At 41.4% G+C, this 17425-nt stretch carries 18 protein-coding genes; all 18 read left to right on the forward strand.

The window, feature by feature from the left end; translation table 11 throughout:
* Positions 1-10 precede the first annotated feature (10 nt).
* The 18 genes from EUBC25_RS13925 (at position 11) to EUBC25_RS14010 (ending at position 17415) form a co-directional block, all read left to right on the forward strand.
* Complete coding sequence (locus EUBC25_RS13925; RefSeq protein WP_230106080.1) at positions 11-799, forward strand: SDR family NAD(P)-dependent oxidoreductase; 789 nt, start codon at positions 11-13, stop codon at positions 797-799.
* Positions 796-1371 carry a hypothetical protein gene (locus EUBC25_RS13930; RefSeq protein WP_230106081.1) on the forward strand — a complete coding sequence of 192 codons (576 nt, stop codon included), beginning with the start codon at positions 796-798 and terminating at the stop codon, positions 1369-1371. Before EUBC25_RS13925 ends, EUBC25_RS13930 begins: the two co-directional genes overlap by 4 nt.
* 28 nt (positions 1372-1399) lie before the next feature.
* The gene (locus EUBC25_RS13935; RefSeq protein WP_230106082.1) at positions 1400-2395 is read left to right on the forward strand and encodes an RluA family pseudouridine synthase; all 996 of its coding nucleotides are present in this window, start codon (positions 1400-1402) and stop codon (positions 2393-2395) included.
* A 33-nt stretch (positions 2396-2428) separates the two neighbouring features.
* A complete protein-coding gene (locus EUBC25_RS13940; protein WP_230106083.1) occupies positions 2429-2974 on the forward strand; it encodes a Holliday junction resolvase RecU in 546 nt (181 codons plus the stop codon).
* A 74-nt stretch (positions 2975-3048) separates the two neighbouring features.
* A complete protein-coding gene (gene hisZ / locus EUBC25_RS13945) occupies positions 3049-4296 on the forward strand; it encodes an ATP phosphoribosyltransferase regulatory subunit (RefSeq protein WP_230106084.1) in 1248 nt (415 codons plus the stop codon).
* Positions 4297-4304: 8 nt separating this feature from the next.
* Positions 4305-4940 carry an ATP phosphoribosyltransferase gene (gene hisG / locus EUBC25_RS13950; protein ID WP_230106085.1) on the forward strand — a complete coding sequence of 212 codons (636 nt, stop codon included), beginning with the start codon at positions 4305-4307 and terminating at the stop codon, positions 4938-4940.
* A gap of 16 nt (positions 4941-4956) precedes the next feature.
* Positions 4957-6258: a histidinol dehydrogenase gene (gene hisD / locus EUBC25_RS13955; protein ID WP_230106086.1), complete on the forward strand. Its 1302-nt coding sequence runs from the start codon at positions 4957-4959 to the stop codon at positions 6256-6258.
* 2 nt (positions 6259-6260) lie between these two features.
* Positions 6261-6851, forward strand: coding sequence for an imidazoleglycerol-phosphate dehydratase HisB (gene hisB, locus EUBC25_RS13960; RefSeq protein ID WP_230106087.1), 591 nt, complete (start codon positions 6261-6263; stop codon positions 6849-6851).
* A gap of 19 nt (positions 6852-6870) precedes the next feature.
* A complete protein-coding gene (hisIE, locus tag EUBC25_RS13965) occupies positions 6871-8154 on the forward strand; it encodes a bifunctional phosphoribosyl-AMP cyclohydrolase/phosphoribosyl-ATP diphosphatase HisIE (protein ID WP_230106088.1) in 1284 nt (427 codons plus the stop codon).
* Positions 8155-8291: 137 nt separating this feature from the next.
* Positions 8292-8612, forward strand: coding sequence for a hypothetical protein (locus EUBC25_RS13970; RefSeq protein ID WP_230106089.1), 321 nt, complete (start codon positions 8292-8294; stop codon positions 8610-8612).
* Positions 8613-8737: 125 nt separating this feature from the next.
* Positions 8738-8992: a hypothetical protein gene (locus EUBC25_RS13975; protein WP_230106090.1), complete on the forward strand. Its 255-nt coding sequence runs from the start codon at positions 8738-8740 to the stop codon at positions 8990-8992.
* Between the two features lie 3 nt (positions 8993-8995).
* The gene (locus EUBC25_RS13980) at positions 8996-10729 is read left to right on the forward strand and encodes a cache domain-containing sensor histidine kinase (RefSeq protein WP_230106091.1); all 1734 of its coding nucleotides are present in this window, start codon (positions 8996-8998) and stop codon (positions 10727-10729) included.
* Between the two features lie 14 nt (positions 10730-10743).
* Positions 10744-12330 (forward strand): response regulator transcription factor, encoded by a 1587-nt coding sequence (locus EUBC25_RS13985; protein WP_230106092.1) that lies wholly within the window; start codon positions 10744-10746, stop codon positions 12328-12330.
* Between the two features lie 288 nt (positions 12331-12618).
* Positions 12619-13941: an ABC transporter substrate-binding protein gene (locus EUBC25_RS13990; RefSeq protein WP_230106093.1), complete on the forward strand. Its 1323-nt coding sequence runs from the start codon at positions 12619-12621 to the stop codon at positions 13939-13941.
* A gap of 14 nt (positions 13942-13955) precedes the next feature.
* Positions 13956-15032, forward strand: coding sequence for an ABC transporter substrate-binding protein (locus EUBC25_RS13995; protein WP_230106094.1), 1077 nt, complete (start codon positions 13956-13958; stop codon positions 15030-15032).
* Between the two features lie 65 nt (positions 15033-15097).
* Entirely contained in the window at positions 15098-15886 is a 789-nt protein-coding gene (locus EUBC25_RS14000; protein ID WP_230106095.1) for an ABC transporter permease, read from the forward strand.
* Positions 15887-16660: an ABC transporter permease gene (locus tag EUBC25_RS14005; RefSeq protein ID WP_230106096.1), complete on the forward strand. Its 774-nt coding sequence runs from the start codon at positions 15887-15889 to the stop codon at positions 16658-16660.
* Positions 16639-17415, forward strand: a complete 777-nt coding sequence (locus EUBC25_RS14010; protein WP_230106097.1) for an ABC transporter ATP-binding protein — start codon at positions 16639-16641, stop codon at positions 17413-17415. The genes EUBC25_RS14005 and EUBC25_RS14010 overlap by 22 nt, the downstream gene beginning before the upstream one ends.
* The last annotated feature ends 10 nt before the right edge of the window (positions 17416-17425 follow it).

Raw genomic sequence — 17425 nt, forward strand, 5'->3', positions numbered from 1 at the left:
AGGGATTTTTATGAGAATAGCAGTCATCACAGGAGCGTCCATGGGACTTGGAAGAGAATTTGCAAGACAGATTCCGAAATGCTACCGCAGTCTGGATGAAATCTGGCTTATTGCCAGAAATACGGATAAACTGGAAGAAGTAAAGCAGGAGCTTACATCTGTAAATGGGGTTTACTGCCGTCTCTATAACAGTGATCTTCTGCAGGATGAAGTCTATAATCATCTGCAGAGAGATATGGAGGCACTGAAGCCGGATATCCGTATTCTTGTCAATGCGGCAGGATTTGGGAAAAATGCATCGGTCATGGCGACAGATGTGAAGATACTTACAGATATGATCCAGCTGAACTGCCAGGCACTGACACGGCTGACAAGCCAGTGTATTCCTTTCATGTCAGGAGGAAGCCGTATTGTAAATCTTGCTTCGGCGGCAGCTTTCGCCCCGCAGCCGGGAGCTGCTGTGTATGCAGCGACAAAGGCATATGTATTAAACTACAGCCGGGCTTTGGGCAAGGAACTTGCAGAGAACGGGATTTTTGTGACGGCCGTGTGCCCTGGACCGGTAGATACGAATTTCTTTGATACGGCGGGTACTCTTAAGATTCCTGCCAAACAAAAGCTGATGGCAAAGCCGGAGCAGGTTGTGCGGAAAGCCCTGCTGGATGTGCGGCGCAGGCGCAGTATTTCCATTTACGGAGCAGCCATGAAGGGGGCAAAACTGGCCGTGCGTCTGTCACCGGACCGCGTGACGGACTGGTTTATGAACAGAATGAATAACAAGGAGTACAATGTAAGATGAAAATAGAAAAAGGACAGCCCGGATATATCCGCGCCAGGAAGCAGAAGCTGCTTCTTATGACTGTGCTGGAATTTGCAGTGGTCATTGCTCTTTTAGTTCTTGGCATTATGCAGACGGGCACAAGATTGAATCTTCTGACTGTAGTAGCGATCGTAGGGTGCCTGCCGGCATGTAAAATGCTGGTGGGACTGATCACGATCCTGCCTTACCGGACCATAGATCCGGAAATTGTAGATGAGATAGAAGATAAGGCTTCTCTTCTTACAACAGCTTATGATATGGTCCTTACAAGCAGGGAAAAGATTATGCCCGTGACAGCAGTTGTGATTGCCGGTAATACCGTGTTCGGCTATGCACCGGATAAAAAGACAGATCCGGAAGAAGCAGCAAAGCATATCAAAAATATTCTGGAAGAAAACAGAATGTCAAAAATCACCGTAAAGATATTAAATGATTACACTCCCTTTCTCGCACGGGTGGAGGGCCTCAATAATATTGCGCAGGTTGAAAAGGAGGACCGCAGGAAGCGGGAAAGGAAAATACGCAGGATTATTTTAAATATTTCCATGTAGCAAAAAAGATGCAGAGGATAAAGAATATATGAGAGAAATTGTCATTGGCGAAAATGAGGCGGAGCAGAGACTGGATAAATTTCTGGCTAAATATATGAAAAAGGCGCCCAAAAGTTTTTTCTATAAAATGCTGCGTAAAAAAAATATTGTACTTAACGGGAAAAAAGCGTCAGGAAACGAGAAACTGGCCATTGGTGATCAGGTACGCCTTTTCCTGGCCGAGGAGACGATCCGGGGATTTTCTGAAGCAGAAGAACTCATGGAAAAAAAGCTTTCTCAAAAGAAAGGAACATTAGAGAAAAGCCAGATCATCTATGAAGATAAGGATATTTTGCTGATCAACAAGCCGGCGGGTATCCTGTCCCAGAGAGCAGACACAAAAGAGGAATCTCTGGTGGAGTGGATTCTTAGATACCTTTTGAGTACAGGGGCACTTTCCAAAGAGGATCTCCGAACATTTCGTCCTTCTGTCTGCAACCGTCTTGACCGCAATACAAGCGGCCTGATCGCCGCCGGAAAGAGCCTTGCAGGACTTCAGGTTCTAAGCCGCCTTTTTAAAGAGCGGGATCTGAAAAAATATTACCGATGCATTGTATCCGGAAAAATAGGGACAGGAGATCATATAAAAGGATATCTCTCAAAGGATGAACGGACAAATAAAGTGACGATCAGTGAGAGGCCTCTCAAAGAGGGAGATGCATGGATCGAGACATCTTACCGGCCTCTTTCCATGACAGATGGCGCCACTTATCTGGAAGTACATCTTATTACCGGGCGCCCTCATCAGATCCGGGCCCACCTTGCTTCCATTGGTCATCCCCTCATTGGAGATTATAAATATGGAAGCCGGAAAGTAAATGAGGAGTACCGCAGAAAATATGGACTGGATTCCCAGCTGCTCCATGCCTGCCGTCTGGAATTTCCGCAGATGGAGGGAAGACTGGACCATTTGTCCAAGCAGATATTTGAAGCGCCGATTCCGCCTGTTTTTGAAAAAATCTTAAAAGAGGAAGGGCTGGCTTAAAAGAAAGAAATAACAGAGAAAGAGCGAACACACATGGGGACATGGAATACAAGAGGACTTAGAGGTTCTACACTGGAGGAATTGATCAACCGCACAAATGAGCAGTATCTGGAGAAGAATCTGGCTTTGATCCAGAAAATACCTACTCCTATTACTCCGGTGCGCATGGATAAGGAGCACCGACAGATTACCCTTGCCTATTTTGAACAGCGAAGTACAGTGGATTATATCGGTGCGGTACAGGGGATACCGGTATGTTTCGATGCAAAGGAATGTGCCGGAAGCACGTTTCCTATTCAGAATATCCATGAACACCAGGTCGTTTTCATGGAACAATTTGAGCGCCAGGGCGGGATTGCTTTCCTCCTGATCTACTATACGGGAGAGGGAACTGCCTACTATATGAGATTTGAGGAATTGAAACAATTCTGGAACCGTTCCATGGAAGGGGGACGCAAAAGTTTCCGAATGGAAGAGCTGGATCCCCGTTTCTTTATAAACCTGAAACAAAATTACTATATCCCTTATTTGGATTATATGAATCTGGATCTTGACATTCGCGATTCTCTTGACAAGTAAACGTAAAATGCGTATAATTCAATAAGGTTTTAACGTATTAGCATGATAAAGTGCCAAGGGAGGATACACATTATATGGAACAACAATTACATACACCGGAGGGTGTACGGGATATTTGCAATATTGAATGCGGCAAGAAACTTTCTTTGGAGAACCGCCTTCATAAAGTGCTCCAGCTGTATGGCTATCATGACATTCAGACACCTACCTTTGAATATTTTGATGTTTTTCGTAAAGAGATCGGTACGATCCCTTCCAGAGAGTTGTATAAATTTTTTGATAAAGAAGGAAACACCCTTGTTTTAAGGCCGGATATTACGCCTTCTATTGCAAGAGCGGCAGCTACTTTATTTAAAGATGAGGATATTCCGATCCGGCTGTGCTATACAGGGAATACTTTTGTAAACCATTCCAGCTATCAGGGGCGGCTCCGTGAAAATACCCAGATGGGGGCGGAGCTCATCGGAGTGGATTCCATTGAGGCGGATGCGGAAATGCTGGCCATGGTGGCAGATTGTCTGACGACTATCGGACTGCGGGATTTTCAGCTGAGTGTGGGGAATGTGGATTTCTTTCAGAGCCTGATTGAAGACGCTGCCCTCAACGAGGAAGAAGAAGAGAGAGTCCGGGAACTGATCAATAACCGGAATTATTTCGGCCTGGAGGAATATCTTGACGGCATTCAGGTGAAACGGAGTTCCAAGGAGGCTTTGGTGGCGCTGGGCGATTTGTACGGCGGTGTGGAAATACTTGCACAGGCAAGGAACTTTGCGCCAAATTCCAAAGGGATCAAGGCGGTGCGCCGCCTGGAACAGATTTATGACATGTTGAAATACTATGGTGCGGAGCAATATATTCAGTTTGATTTCAGCATGAGCGGAACTTATGGATACTATACCGGAATTATTTTCCGAGGATATACGTTTGGAACAGGGGATGCAGTAGTCAAAGGCGGCCGTTATGACCATCTGTTGGAAAAATTCGGCAAGGAATCTCCGTCCATCGGTTTTGCCCTTGTTATCGATGAGTTGATGAGCGCTCTGACAAGACAGCATATCCGTATCACCTATTCCCGCAAAAATACTTTGATCCTGTATGATAAAGGAATGGAAAAAAAGGCAATTCGTATTGCCAGCGACTTCCGGGAAAAATGTAAAAATACAGAGCTGCTGCGAAAGGCGCCTGACAAGACGCTGGAAGATTATATGCAGTACGGAAAAGAATATTATGCCGGAAACATGATTTATATTCAGGAAGATGATCAGATCCAAATGTTCAACCTGGTTACCGGTGAAACAAAAACAATAAATACGAAGGAGTAAAATACATCATGAGATACTTGACATTTGCTCTCGGAAAGGGGCGTCTTGCAAAACAGACGCTGGAAATATTCGAAAAAATCGGTGTCACCTGCGAGGAAATGAAAAACAAAGATTCCAGGAAACTGATTTTTGTCAACGAGGATTTGAAACTCCGGTTTTTCCTTTCAAAGGGTCCAGATGTGCCTACTTATGTGGAATACGGCGCGGCTGATATTGGAATCGTAGGGAAGGATACGATTCTGGAGGAAGGGCGGAAGGTTCATGAAGTACTGGATCTGGGATACGGCACCTGCAGGATGTGTGTGTGCGGGCCCAAAAGCGCCGCTCCCCTTCTTTTGCATCATGAACGGATCCGGGTCGCTACCAAATATCCCAATATTGCGAAGGATTACTTTTATAATACCAAGCACCAGACTGTGGAGATCATTAAGCTGAACGGCTCTATTGAGCTGGCGCCTATTGTAGGTCTTGCAGAGGTTATTGTAGATATTGTGGAAACAGGATCCACTCTGAGGGAAAACGGACTTACTGTTCTGGAGGAAGTATGTCCGCTCTCAGCGCGGATGATCGTAAATCCTGTCAGTATGAGAATGGAAAGTGACCGGATCAAGGATCTGATATCCAGACTGCGTACGGTAATATAGAAAGGGATGAAGAAAGATGAGAATACAGAAGCTGGACAGCCGTTCCAAGAAAAATCTGCTGGAGGATCTTTTAAAACGAAGCCCCAATCAGTACGGACAATATGAAGAAGGGGTTGCAAAGATCCTAAGCCGTATAAAAGAAGAGGGGGACAATGCCCTGTTTGCCTATACAGAGGAGTTTGACCATGCTAAGATAGATAAGAACAATATCAGGGTCACAGAAGAAGAAATCCGGGAGGCTTATGAACAAATAGACAGCGGCCTTGTGGACATTATCCGGGAGGCCATGGAAAATATCCGGGTCTATCATGAGAAACAGAAACAGTACAGCTGGTTTGACAGCAAAAGCGACGGAACCATTCTGGGACAAAAAGTTACGCCGCTTCAGAGAGTCGGCGTCTATGTGCCGGGCGGGAAAGCCGCTTATCCTTCCTCTGTGCTTATGAATGTGATTCCAGCGAAAGTGGCAGGAGTGGATGAGATTGTCATGACTACTCCCCCGGGGAGAGACGGAAAAGTAACGCCTACCACTTTGGTTGCAGCACATGAAGCAGGAGTGGATGTGATCTATAAAGCAGGCGGAGCACAGGCAATCGGAGCTTTGGCATACGGAACGGAAAGTATTAAAAGAGTAGATAAGATCGTAGGACCGGGAAACATCTATGTGGCATTGGCTAAGAAAGCAGTTTACGGTCATGTCAGCATTGATGCTGTGGCAGGACCAAGTGAAATCCTGGTTATTGCCGATGAGACAGCAAATCCGCGGTATGTAGCGGCAGATCTTCTGTCCCAGGCAGAGCATGATGAGCTGGCGTCCGCCATACTGGTAACTACCAGTGAAACGCTGGCAGAAAAGGTATCAGAAGAAGTGGACCGCTTTCTTGAAACACTTTCAAGAAGCGAGATCATCCGGAAATCCCTGGACAACTATGGGTATATCCTTGTGGCGGAAACTATGGAGGATGCCATAGATATCGCAAACGAAATTGCGTCCGAGCATCTGGAGATCCAGACAAAGGATCCCTACAATGTAATGACGAAAATACGCAATGCAGGAGCTATTTTCATAGGAGAATATGCAAGTGAACCTTTGGGAGATTATTTTGCAGGGCCGAACCATGTACTTCCTACCAACGGTACCGCCCGCTTTTTCTCTCCATTGTCTGTAGATGACTTTATTAAAAAGTCCAGTATTATCGGATATTCCAGGGAAGCGCTGGAAAAGATCCATACAAAAATTGAGGCATTTGCCGAGGCGGAGCACCTTACTGCACACGCAAATTCCATCAAGGTCCGCTTTGAAGAGCAGGAGGGGTAAATATGGAGAGGACAGCGTCAGTAAAACGAACTACAAAAGAAACAGATATTGAGATCATCTTGAATCTGGACGGCACCGGAAAAACAGATATTCAGACCGGTATCGGATTTTTCGACCACATGCTGGATGGATTTGCGCGTCACGGGCTTTTTGATCTTACTGTGCGTGCAAAAGGAGATCTTGAGGTGGACTGCCATCATACGGTGGAGGATACAGGGATTGTCCTTGGGACTGCCATCATTCAGGCACTTGGCGATAAGGCAGGTATTTGCCGTTATGGGAATTTTATGCTGCCTATGGATGAAACACTGATCCTCTGCGCAGTGGATCTGTCGGGACGTCCTTATCTGAATTTTGACGCGGCATTTACGCCGGGAAGGATCGGGGATCTTGATACGGAAATGATCCGTGAATTTTTCTATGCCGTCTCTTACAGTGCAAAGATGAACCTGCACTTAAAGATGCTGGACGGCGGCAACAATCATCATATTGCTGAAGCGCTGTTTAAAGGTTTCGGAAGAGCGCTTTTGCAGGCGGTTAGAAAAGAAGAGCGCATTGAAGGCGCCTGGACAACGAAAGGAACCCTTGCATAACGAAGGAGGGATAAGATAAATGAGTTATAAAAGAGTCATACCATGTATTTTTATAGATTCCGGGAAGGCAGTAAAATGGTTCGACGACCGCACGGTTTTAAGTGAGGACGTCCTCTCACTTGCCCGGTATTACAGCGAACACGGAGCAGATGAGCTGCTTGTATTTGATCTGTCTGAATCAGATGAAGAGCACGACGAGGCCATTGACCTGATGAAAAAAATCAACCGCATCATCCGTATTCCCATGGTGGCGGGCGGAAATATCAAACGGCAGGAGGATGTAAAGAAAATCCTCTACGCCGGAGCAAAAAGAGCCATGCTGAATTTTTCCAAATCTGACAATCAGAAGCTGATTGAAGATGTGGCAAAGCGGTTCGGCAAAGAAAAGCTTGCAGTCTCTCTGAATGATTTCGATGCGCTGTTTAAACACCAGCACATTATCAATGAGTATGCCAGCGAGATTATCTTCATGCATCGTCTGGATCTGGATTCTGTTGTTAATGTTACGGACATTCCCTGCGTAGTGGTGACAGATACCATGGAGGAACCTGAACTTTTCAAAATATTGAAATGTTCCGGCGTACGGGGATTGTCAGGGAAGTATGTCAGTCAGACAGATATGGATTTTGCAGAATTTAAAAATCGATGTGAGCAGGAAGATATCCAGATGACTACCTTTGAGAGTATTATGGATTTCTCAGAATTTAAAACAGATGAGAAAGGTTTGATTCCGGTCATTGTGCAGCATTATAAGACTCAGGAAGTGCTGATGATGGCCTATATGAATGAGGAATCCTTTGATCAGACTATCAAGACAGGGCGAATGACCTATTTTAGCAGAAGCAGGCAATGTCTGTGGGTGAAAGGAGAGACAAGCGGGCATTTCCAGTACGTCCGTTCGCTTACGATTGACTGTGACAAAGACACATTGCTTGCCAAAGTGGATCAGGTAGGGGCAGCCTGCCATACCGGTAATCCTACTTGCTTCTTTCAACCGCTTGTCGGTTCAGATTATGATGAAACGAATCCTCTTCAGGTATTTGAAAGTGTATATCAGACCATTGTGGACCGACGGGAACATCCGAAGGAAGGATCTTACACCAATTATCTGTTTGAAAAGGGAATTGACAAGATCCTTAAAAAAGTGGGAGAAGAAGCAACTGAGATCATTATTGCCGCCAAGAACCCAAATCCGGAAGAGATCAAATATGAACTGGCCGATTTTCTCTATCATGCTATGGTGCTGATGGTGGAAAGAGGTATTAACTGGGAAGATATTGTAAGGGAATTAGCGGATCGGTAATTCTTTTATAAGGGGACAGGAGATGAAGATTATCCTGTCTCCTTATTGCTTGTTCGGATGATTCTAAACATGCCTCTGCCCGCATAAATATGAACAAAAGAGGAACGGAACCAAATAGGGAAACGGAGGCAGACAGATTGGAAAGAGGAGAGAGCGCAAGGCGGAGAAAAGAGCTTCTTGACAGGACCAGGAGTCTTTATGGAGACAGAGAAGTACCCGCCATTCATCCCAGATACTGGGCTGCATATCATAAAATATATGAGGAGGACGGGGCAGAAAACACAGAAACATTCGGCGTCAGGACTGTTCTTTGCATTTTACTTTTTATGGCATTTGTTTTGATGGACAATCAAGATATCGATATTGCGCAGGTCAGTACAGATCAGATCGTTTCGGCGGTGGAAGAAGAGACACAGGTGCAGGATGTGTGGATGGATCTGGCGGAAAGTGTCAGATAATTCTTGTGTTTTTCTTTGTTTTTTGATACATTGAGAGTATAATAAATATATTATTTTGTTTTTCTCTCTTTATGGATCGTATATACCCTTATAAAGAGAGAGAATGGGACAAAGGAGGAGGTCGTATGAAATATGACACTTGCCTGATCAAGACAGATTCTCTGGATCAGATTCTGCAGTTGAAATACCAGCTGGATGAGCAGGGGATTCCTTATCGGGAGAAGGTACAATCCGGAAATGGTCTGAGAGATTTTGCTGCTCTTTTGTTCATAACCGGGCAGGGCAGTTATGGAACAAACGGAGAGCGGCAAACTACCTATGAATTGTTTGTTTCCAAGGAAGATTATGAACGGGCGCAGCAGTTAATATGCGGGAGATAAAAAATGAAGGAGACAAAGCCGACATTATTTAAGTTATTGATTTGCTATTTTATGCTTGCATGCTTTGTAGTTACAATTTTATCCATACTTCCATACATTATGATGAAAAATGTCTTCAGTAATCAGATTGTAAAAAGTGAAAAGAAAGCAACAGCAGAAGCGAATGAAAAGCTTTCTTTTTTACTGGAAGATTTGGAGGGCTTGGCAGACCGAGTTTATATAAATACGGCTGTCCAAGATCAGCTAAACCAGAAAATCGAGGGAAATTTGACAGGAGATTCACTGGAAGTAAAGGATGTTTTTTCAAACAATCGGGCATTATACAAAATCAATCAGTATGATGCCTATATTTTAGGATTTAATGGATATAGTTATCGATATTCATATACTGGAAGCTATGAGACAGATTTAGATTTAAATTTGATACAGGAAAGTCAATGGTACCAGGATATTATAAAGGAGAATGGAAGATGCATGCTGGTGAACGGTCAATCTACCGGTCTTCCCGGCATGGAAGATAAGATTATTTTTGGAAGAAGGTTGAATAATACAAGTGGAAATAATCCAGTGGGGATTTTTTTGATCGTCTTTCAAAAAGAAGTAGTAGATGATGTTTATTCAACACTTACACAAGACGACTATGTAACACTTTATATCATAGATGAAACAGGAAGTCAGATTACTACACTTTCAGAAGAATTAATGTTAAACCCCGAAGTAATAGAACAGGCAGAAAGAGAAAGCGCTCTGTTTTTGGAACAGGGCGCGAAGCAGGTTGTCTTGACAGATATAAAGAATACAGATTGGACGGTTGTGGAGATATTAAATCTGGATTTTTTGATGTCTACACTGGAAGCGTTGCGGATAGTTATTATCGGACTTGCAGTTTTTATGGTAATTATAGCTGCTGCTATATCATATTTGCTGTTAAATAAACTTTATCGTCCGATTGATCAACTACGTCATGCAATGGCAAAGGTAGAGCAGGGAGATTTTGAGATTGATTTTTTAGAGACTGAGAAAAAGAATGAAATCAGTCGGTTAAATCAGAGCCTGCTTGACATGGTAAAAGCTCTGGAGACATCTTTTGATAATTTGTATCGGGAACAAAGAGAAAGAAGAGAAGCGGAGATCAAAATGCTTCAGGCACAGATAAAGCCGCATTTTCTCTACAATACTCTTACATCCGTGCGGATATTGATACGGACAGATAAAAAAGAAGAGGCAGATCAGATGATAATTTTCCTGATCAAACTTTTGAAAAATACCTTTGACAATAAAGAGATGGTATCTATTGGAGAGGAACTTAGTATTTTGGAATGCTACAGTGGTATTTTAAAATACAGGTATCAAAATTTCCACCTGGAATTTAATGTCGATGAAGCAATTCTTAATTGTATGATCCCTAAATTGCTTTTACAGCCCTTAGTAGAAAATTCAATCGTGCACAATTTAGATGTTCCTGAGAAATTTCTAATGATTAAAGTAGTGGGAAAAAGAGAGAAAGATCGTTTGATCTTGAATGTGATTGATAATGGAAAGGGAATTGATAAAGAGACGGAAAATCGGATGGTCAATGAAAATGGGCGGATTCAGTGGAAATCAGATTCTATAGGGATGCAAAATGTACAGGACAGAATCATACATTGTTTTGGTGAAGAATATGGTCTTTGCATTGAACACAACGAGAAATCTGGTGCAAAAATCAGAGTAGAAATACCGGTTTTATTTTCTTAAGAGAGGGTGAGAAAATGCGGGAAAAGTTGAAAGTTATTATTGTGGATGATGAGAGGATTATCCGAGAATGGATTGCAATGATAATAGAAAAACATTCAGATGATTATATTGTTTTAGATACAGGGGGAAGTAGTAAGAAAGCAATTGAGATGTGTGTACAAGAACAGGTAGATATTGTAATAACAGATATCAAAATGAAACCTATGGATGGATTGGAATTAATCCGTGAAATTCAGAAAATATCCCAAAATATTTATTTCATCATTGTCAGTAATTATGATGATTTTGCTTATGCAAAACAGGGATTAAAACTGGGGATTACGGATTATCTGCTTAAAGGCGAAATTACTGATGAACAATTAATGAACTGCCTTGAGGATATACGTAGTCAAATTGAAGAAAAGGGAAATAATAACTTTTTTGAGGCGGAATTAGAAGAACAGATCTTAATACGTCAAAATTACTGGCATCAGATTTTTAAAGAGAAGGAAAATACAGATGAAATATTAGCTAAACTTGGCTCTGCATTGACAAATGACAATCTTTTTATGATTATCTTTTCAGCAGACCAAATGGAGAAAATGCCATATGATGAGCAGGTCAGTATAGTAAAAATCATCCATAAACGCATTATGACTCGATTTTCTTGTAATGAAATTTTTGTTCATGAAGATGGAAACATAGTTGTCCTTTTGAACGTGATATATGATGGGACAAAATCCAGTCTGGAACAGTTGTACACTCTTGCAAGTTTAATTATTAATGATGTGGGTAGTAAAGGCAGAAGCATATCCTGTGTGATTACAATACCTTTTTCCAGTTTGAAAGAGAGCTGTAAAATTTATCAGGAATATCAAGAATATTTTTTATATCGATTCTATTCCGAGGGTGGCAAGATTATAACTAATTCCGCATTACAAAATAAGTGGGATAAAATTGACAGCAAAAGGAAACTATCTATGGAATACCTATCCTCCATTCTTTATCGTCGTGATTATGCGCAGGTATATCACTGTCTCAGAGAGCAGGGAGAAGAGTTGATGAAAAATCATAAAACTTCCCCTGAAGCAGTAAGAGAATGGTATCAAAAACTTTTCCTTTTGTTGCTGCATTATTTTTCAGATTATAAACAGGAAAAACTTATAGAAAAGGCATCCTCTGTAATGGAAATCATTATGAGGGCGCCGTTGTTCAGAGATATTCTGGAGGCTATTTATGGATTTTACGAAAGTGCGGTACAGGAAATAGCGAATATGGATATTATGCAGGATGTGGTAAATGAAGTAATCGATTATATCACACATCATTATGAAGAAAAAATTACTCTTGCCTCCATGGCGGAAAAAGTATATTTGTCGGAAAATTATCTGGGAAAGATTTTTAAGCGGCGGACAGGAGAAAATTTTAATAGTTACCTTACGGAATTGCGCATAAATATCGCAAAGCAAAAATTAAAAAACCCCAATATGAAAATCTATCAGATTGCCGAGGATATAGGATTTCAAAACGTAGGCTATTTTACACAGGTATTTAAAAAAGTGACCGGAAGTTCGCCAAAAGAATATAGGCAGAGTATAGCAGAACACGACTTTGAGCTGTAGTCCAGAAGAAGATAGCAGGGAGAATCTCTCTCTGCTTTTTCTTTTGCTTTATCTAAAATTTAAGATTTCTTAATCCTAAACAAAAATCCCTTAATTTCACATCAAAAAGCGGAATATTAGAATAAAATAACCGATAATTGTAATAAATACAATAAATCTTCTTAACAAGACAGAAAATTAAAGTAAAAACACAATAAAACGGATGTGATTTTTAAAAATGGAATTTTATAATTAGAATATAAATCATTATATGCGCGCAAAGGATTTATAGAAAATAAGGAGGTTATAGTGAATAATTCCAGATGGAAACATATAGTCGGGATAACAGGAGCTATTTGCTTGCTTTTGGTGTTAATTGCGTCCTGCAGCATCAATCAAAATGATGGAGAAAGATCAAATGAAAAAGATCCGATAGTACTGCGGGTATTGTTGGAAGCAAGCGCGAGAAGCGAAGCAATTGTAGAAAATGTAGAATCGTTTGAAAAGCAGCATAATGTCGATGTAGAAATTTCCATGCTGGGGCGTGAAAATTTAGACGAAAAAACGCTCATCGATCTTTCGACAGAATCAGGAGAGTCAGATGTAATCTATATCTTTCGAGAAACATTTGCACAATACGCAAAGAATGGATGGCTCATGCCTCTGGACTCTTATATGGAGAAATCAAAAAAGGAACTTATGAAAGAAGATTTTTTAGAAGGGTCTCTGGATATGTGCGAATATGAGGAAAATACGTATGGTCTTCCAATATATTTAACCACATGTATGATGTACTATAGAACGGATCTGTTTGAAAAAGCAGGGATTGAAGCAGTTCCGCAGACATGGGAAGAATTGAAAGAAGCGTGTCAGAAGTTAAAAGACATAGGCGTTTATCCTCTTGCGATGCGCGGTAACAATTATTCCTATGGTGGAGGTGCAGACTGGCATTTGGGAATGTTGGTATACAGTTTTGGCGCTCAATATTATCTTAATTATCCAGAGGATCTGACTCCAGTACTTGATTCAAAAGAATTTGTAGAAGCTGTCAGTTTTTATGCAGATCTGCTAAATGAATATGGTGTCCCCGGTACACAGACGAATAACTATACAGATAATATCCTGGCTGTAAAAAATGGAAATGTCGGAATTTGGATTGATGGAGCAGGATTAGTTACAGATTATCTAACGTCTGATTCGGCAGTGACAGAAGAGAATATAGGATTTGCCTCTATTCCGGCAGGAAAGGCAGGAAAAGTAGCACCCAAAAATGTGCATATGCTTTCTATAAATGCGAAATCCGAACACCCAAAAATGGCATATAAGTTTATTGAATGGGTAACAAGCATAGAGCATCAAATGGAAAGTACATTTATTGGCACAACTCGAAGAAGTGTATTTGAAAGCACAGCATATAAAGAAAAGCATAATTATGGGTCGGGCGCATGGTTGGAAGTCTATAAGGATAGTTTAAAATACGCTCAAAATGATTATTTTCCGGTTACACCTGAATGGCCACAGGTTTCTAAGGAAATTTCAGAAGCATTTGCGGATATTTTAATGGGAGAAAATGCCGGATCAAGAATGCACCAGGCAAATGAAAAAGTCAAAAGAATCTTTATCAGTAGGTAAGAGGAGGTTTACAGATGAGAAAGAAAATAATCAGTATCATTTTAACGGCAGTTATGGTTTTAGGAATTTTAGCAGGATGTTCGTCCAGTGAAAAGGAAGCAGCGGAAGGATCAGGCGGTTCTTCTTCTGAACCGTTAAGAGTGGCCTTGCAGCCGGTATGTCTGGGAGCCCCGGTGGGCTATGCATATGAAAAAGGGTATTATGAAGACGAAGGACTAGATGTTGAACTCACATATTTTGACACAGGAGCACCTGAAAATGAAGCCTTTGCAGCCGGCCAGATTGATATCGCTGCAAGTGGACTTGCTTCTGTGTTTTCTCTGGCTACAGGTAATGCAACATGGGTAGGAGAAATTAATACCACAGGAGGACAGGGGATTTATTTCAGACCTGATAATCCGGCAGCACAGGTAACGACCACTACAGAGCAGGGAGTAGAAATACTTGGCGATGCAGAAACAGTAAAAGGAATGAAATTTCTTGCTCCACTTGGAACATCGGCGCAGTATCTGGTAATGAATTATTGTGAACAACTTGGACTATCTTCCTCTGATTATGAGATTGTATCCATGGAATTTGGACCTGCTCTCCAGGCATTTAAATCAGGAGAAGGCGACGCTATTTCCTGTGATATCTGGTATGCTATTGAGGCAGAAGAGGCTGGATTCTCAAGGGCTGCTACTTTTGAAGAGGCCTGTGGAATTGAACCTAATGATGGAATTTTTGTCTCTAATACGCTGATAGAAGAACGCCGTGATGACGTAGTGAAATTTTTACGTGCAACATATAAAGCATTAGAAGAGCTTTCTGATGATTCTGTAAGACATGAGTTCTGTCTCCGGTGGTATGCTGAAAATGGCCGTGAATTTACAGAAGAACAGATGGATAAAGAAATTGAACGGCGGTGGTATATTACATCGGAAATCATGGAGCAGGAAGACTATATCATGGGTGAGGGTGTTACGGCTATGGCAGAATTTTATGTGGAAGATGGAAAGATTTCAGAAGACATGTTCCCGAACGTACAGAAATCTTATGATCCTTCTTTATTAGAAGAAGCGCTGGGAATAACAATACAATGTGATAACTAAAAAGCATGACAGGGCCTTATTTGGCTCTGTCAATATAACAGTTATAGTTCAGTAGGTGGTTTTATATGAAGAAAAGTAAAGAAAAGATGGGAAAATATAAGATCGTATCGGTTATCTCTATTGCTGTTTTTCTGGCAATATGGGAAATATGCACAGACATTCTGCATCTTGCTCCCGCTTCAATGCTTCCAAGTCCGATCTCTGTTCTGGAAACATTTATTCAGAAATTATATGATCCCAGCCCGGATGGGGCGACGATGATAGAACATATGGCAGCGAGTATGGAAATCGCATTGATAGGATATGTGCTGGGAGCGCTGGTCGGAATTCCACTGGCAATATTGATGGGATGGTATGAAAATATAGATATGTTTGTTCGCCCATTGTTTGACCTATTACGTCCGATTCCAGGAATTGCCTGGATTCCTATTTTTATCATTTTGTTCGGAATTGGAACTTTTTCCAGAGCGGTTGTCATTTTTATATCTTCGTTCATATCTTGTGTTGTAAATACATATACAGGGATAAAGCAAACGAAACAGGTTCATTTGTGGGTGGGACAAACGTTTGGTGCTTCTAATACACAACTTCTTATAAGAGTGGCAATTCCATCAGCGCTTCCAATGATTATTACCGGATTGAAAGTGGCTTTAGGAGCATCCTGGAGCGCATTGGTTGCTGCAGAACTTTTAGCATCAACAAAGGGGTTAGGATTTATGATCCAACAATGCAGAGGGATTTTCAGGCCAGATGTTATTATAGCAGGAATGATTGCAATTGGAGGAATAGGTGCATTTTTAACTTATCTATTATCACTGCTTGAAAAAGCTATATTAAAAGGGGGCAGATGGTAGATGAAAAAAAGAGGAAAGGCTATTCTGATAGGAGTTTTTGCATTTTTAAGTTTTTTGGCTTTGTGGCATTTCGGAACGAGCAAAACAATCTTTGGCGAACTGATCCCAGGTCCGATTATCGTTTTTCAGGCATTCTTTCAGTCCTTTTCTGAACCGATAGGACCCTGCACAATCTTAGGACATATTGGATGGAGTTTATCTAGGGTGGCCATCGCATACGTTCTGGCCGCCGCCGCAGGAATTATATTAGGAGTACTTATGGGGTGGAATAAATATATAGAAGCCATTTTCATGCCGCTTTATAACATGATACGACCCATTCCCCCCATTGCATGGATTCCACTGGCAATTCTGTGGTTTGGCCTAGCAGAGCTTCCGAAATATTTTTTAATTTTTTTAGCTGCATTTTGTACAATAACCATGAATGCCTATCAAGGTGCAAAGACAGTAGATCCTACTTTGATAGGCGCTTCAAAAATGTTAGGAGCAAATAACATACAGGTATTTTTTACCATTATTCTTCCATCGTCTGTTCCAACGATTTTTGCAGGACTTCAAGTTGCTGTTTCCGTATGTTGGACTACTGTCGTAGCAGCAGAAATGGTTCGTTCAGCGGAAGGACTGGGATGGATCATTATAAGTGCTCAATCAAATAATGATACGACACAAATGCTGGTGGGAATCCTTGCAATTGGAATCATAGGTTTTATTTTGGCATTTGTTATGAGAAAGGCGGAGGAATATTTATGTGCATGGAACAGAAGCGAGAAGTAAAAAAAATGATAGAATGTAACAGCCTCAGCAAAATTTATTTAGACAGAGCAACAAAGACAGAAAACCATGTAGTAGAAAAAATTGATTTATCTGTAAATGAAAACGAATTTCTTGTTTTGTTCGGACCGGGGCAGTGTGGAAAAACAACAATATTAAATATGCTGGCAGGCCTGGAAACACCTACATCCGGTGAAATAGAAGTAAATGGAAAAAAGGTGGAAGGGCCGGATCCTGAAAGAGGAGTTGTCTATCAGTCGATTTCTTTATTCCCGTGGCTTACAACAATGGGAAATGTGGAATATGGACCCAAAATGCGACGAATAAAAAAAGAAGAAAGACAGAAACGGGCACAATATTATATTGATTTAGTAGGCTTAAGTGGATTCGAAAGATCTTATCCGATCCAACTGTCAGGCGGGATGAAACAAAGAGTCGGCATTGCGAGAGCTTACTGCAATAATCCGGTCGTAATGTTTATGGACGAACCTTTTGGAGCGCTGGATGCACAGACAAGATATTTAATGCAGGAAGAGTTAGAAAAAATATGTCAGAAAGAAAAAAAGACAGTAGTATTTGTTACTAATAATATCGAGGAAGCAATTTATCTGGCGGATCGGATTGTTGTATTAAGGAATTGCCCGACGAGTATAAAGGCAGAATATAAGATTACATTACCTCGTCCAAGAGATAATACATCGCCGGAATTTTTGGCATTGCGCAAAGAAATATCTTCAATTGTAGATATTACATTGTAGGGAAGGTGGG

Origin of the sequence: Claveliimonas bilis (genome assembly GCF_020892095.1) — a bacterium.
Lineage (GTDB): Bacteria > Bacillota > Clostridia > Lachnospirales > Lachnospiraceae > Claveliimonas > Claveliimonas bilis.

What these genes read in the sequence shown, in the direction of transcription:
- EUBC25_RS13925 (WP_230106080.1), top strand. Translation starts at nt 11, where the DNA reads ATGAGAATAGCAGTCATCACAGGAGCGTCCATGGGACTTGGAAGAGAA.
- EUBC25_RS13930 (WP_230106081.1), top strand. Translation starts at nt 796, where the DNA reads ATGAAAATAGAAAAAGGACAGCCCGGATATATCCGCGCCAGGAAGCAG.
- EUBC25_RS13935 (WP_230106082.1), top strand. Translation starts at nt 1,400, where the DNA reads ATGAGAGAAATTGTCATTGGCGAAAATGAGGCGGAGCAGAGACTGGAT.
- EUBC25_RS13940 (WP_230106083.1), top strand. Translation starts at nt 2,429, where the DNA reads ATGGGGACATGGAATACAAGAGGACTTAGAGGTTCTACACTGGAGGAA.
- hisZ (WP_230106084.1), top strand. Translation starts at nt 3,049, where the DNA reads ATGGAACAACAATTACATACACCGGAGGGTGTACGGGATATTTGCAAT.
- hisG (WP_230106085.1), top strand. Translation starts at nt 4,305, where the DNA reads ATGAGATACTTGACATTTGCTCTCGGAAAGGGGCGTCTTGCAAAACAG.
- hisD (WP_230106086.1), top strand. Translation starts at nt 4,957, where the DNA reads ATGAGAATACAGAAGCTGGACAGCCGTTCCAAGAAAAATCTGCTGGAG.
- hisB (WP_230106087.1), top strand. Translation starts at nt 6,261, where the DNA reads ATGGAGAGGACAGCGTCAGTAAAACGAACTACAAAAGAAACAGATATT.
- hisIE (WP_230106088.1), top strand. Translation starts at nt 6,871, where the DNA reads ATGAGTTATAAAAGAGTCATACCATGTATTTTTATAGATTCCGGGAAG.
- EUBC25_RS13975 (WP_230106090.1), top strand. Translation starts at nt 8,738, where the DNA reads ATGAAATATGACACTTGCCTGATCAAGACAGATTCTCTGGATCAGATT.
- EUBC25_RS13980 (WP_230106091.1), top strand. Translation starts at nt 8,996, where the DNA reads ATGAAGGAGACAAAGCCGACATTATTTAAGTTATTGATTTGCTATTTT.
- EUBC25_RS13985 (WP_230106092.1), top strand. Translation starts at nt 10,744, where the DNA reads ATGCGGGAAAAGTTGAAAGTTATTATTGTGGATGATGAGAGGATTATC.
- EUBC25_RS13995 (WP_230106094.1), top strand. Translation starts at nt 13,956, where the DNA reads ATGAGAAAGAAAATAATCAGTATCATTTTAACGGCAGTTATGGTTTTA.
- EUBC25_RS14000 (WP_230106095.1), top strand. Translation starts at nt 15,098, where the DNA reads ATGAAGAAAAGTAAAGAAAAGATGGGAAAATATAAGATCGTATCGGTT.
- EUBC25_RS14005 (WP_230106096.1), top strand. Translation starts at nt 15,887, where the DNA reads ATGAAAAAAAGAGGAAAGGCTATTCTGATAGGAGTTTTTGCATTTTTA.
- EUBC25_RS14010 (WP_230106097.1), top strand. Translation starts at nt 16,639, where the DNA reads ATGGAACAGAAGCGAGAAGTAAAAAAAATGATAGAATGTAACAGCCTC.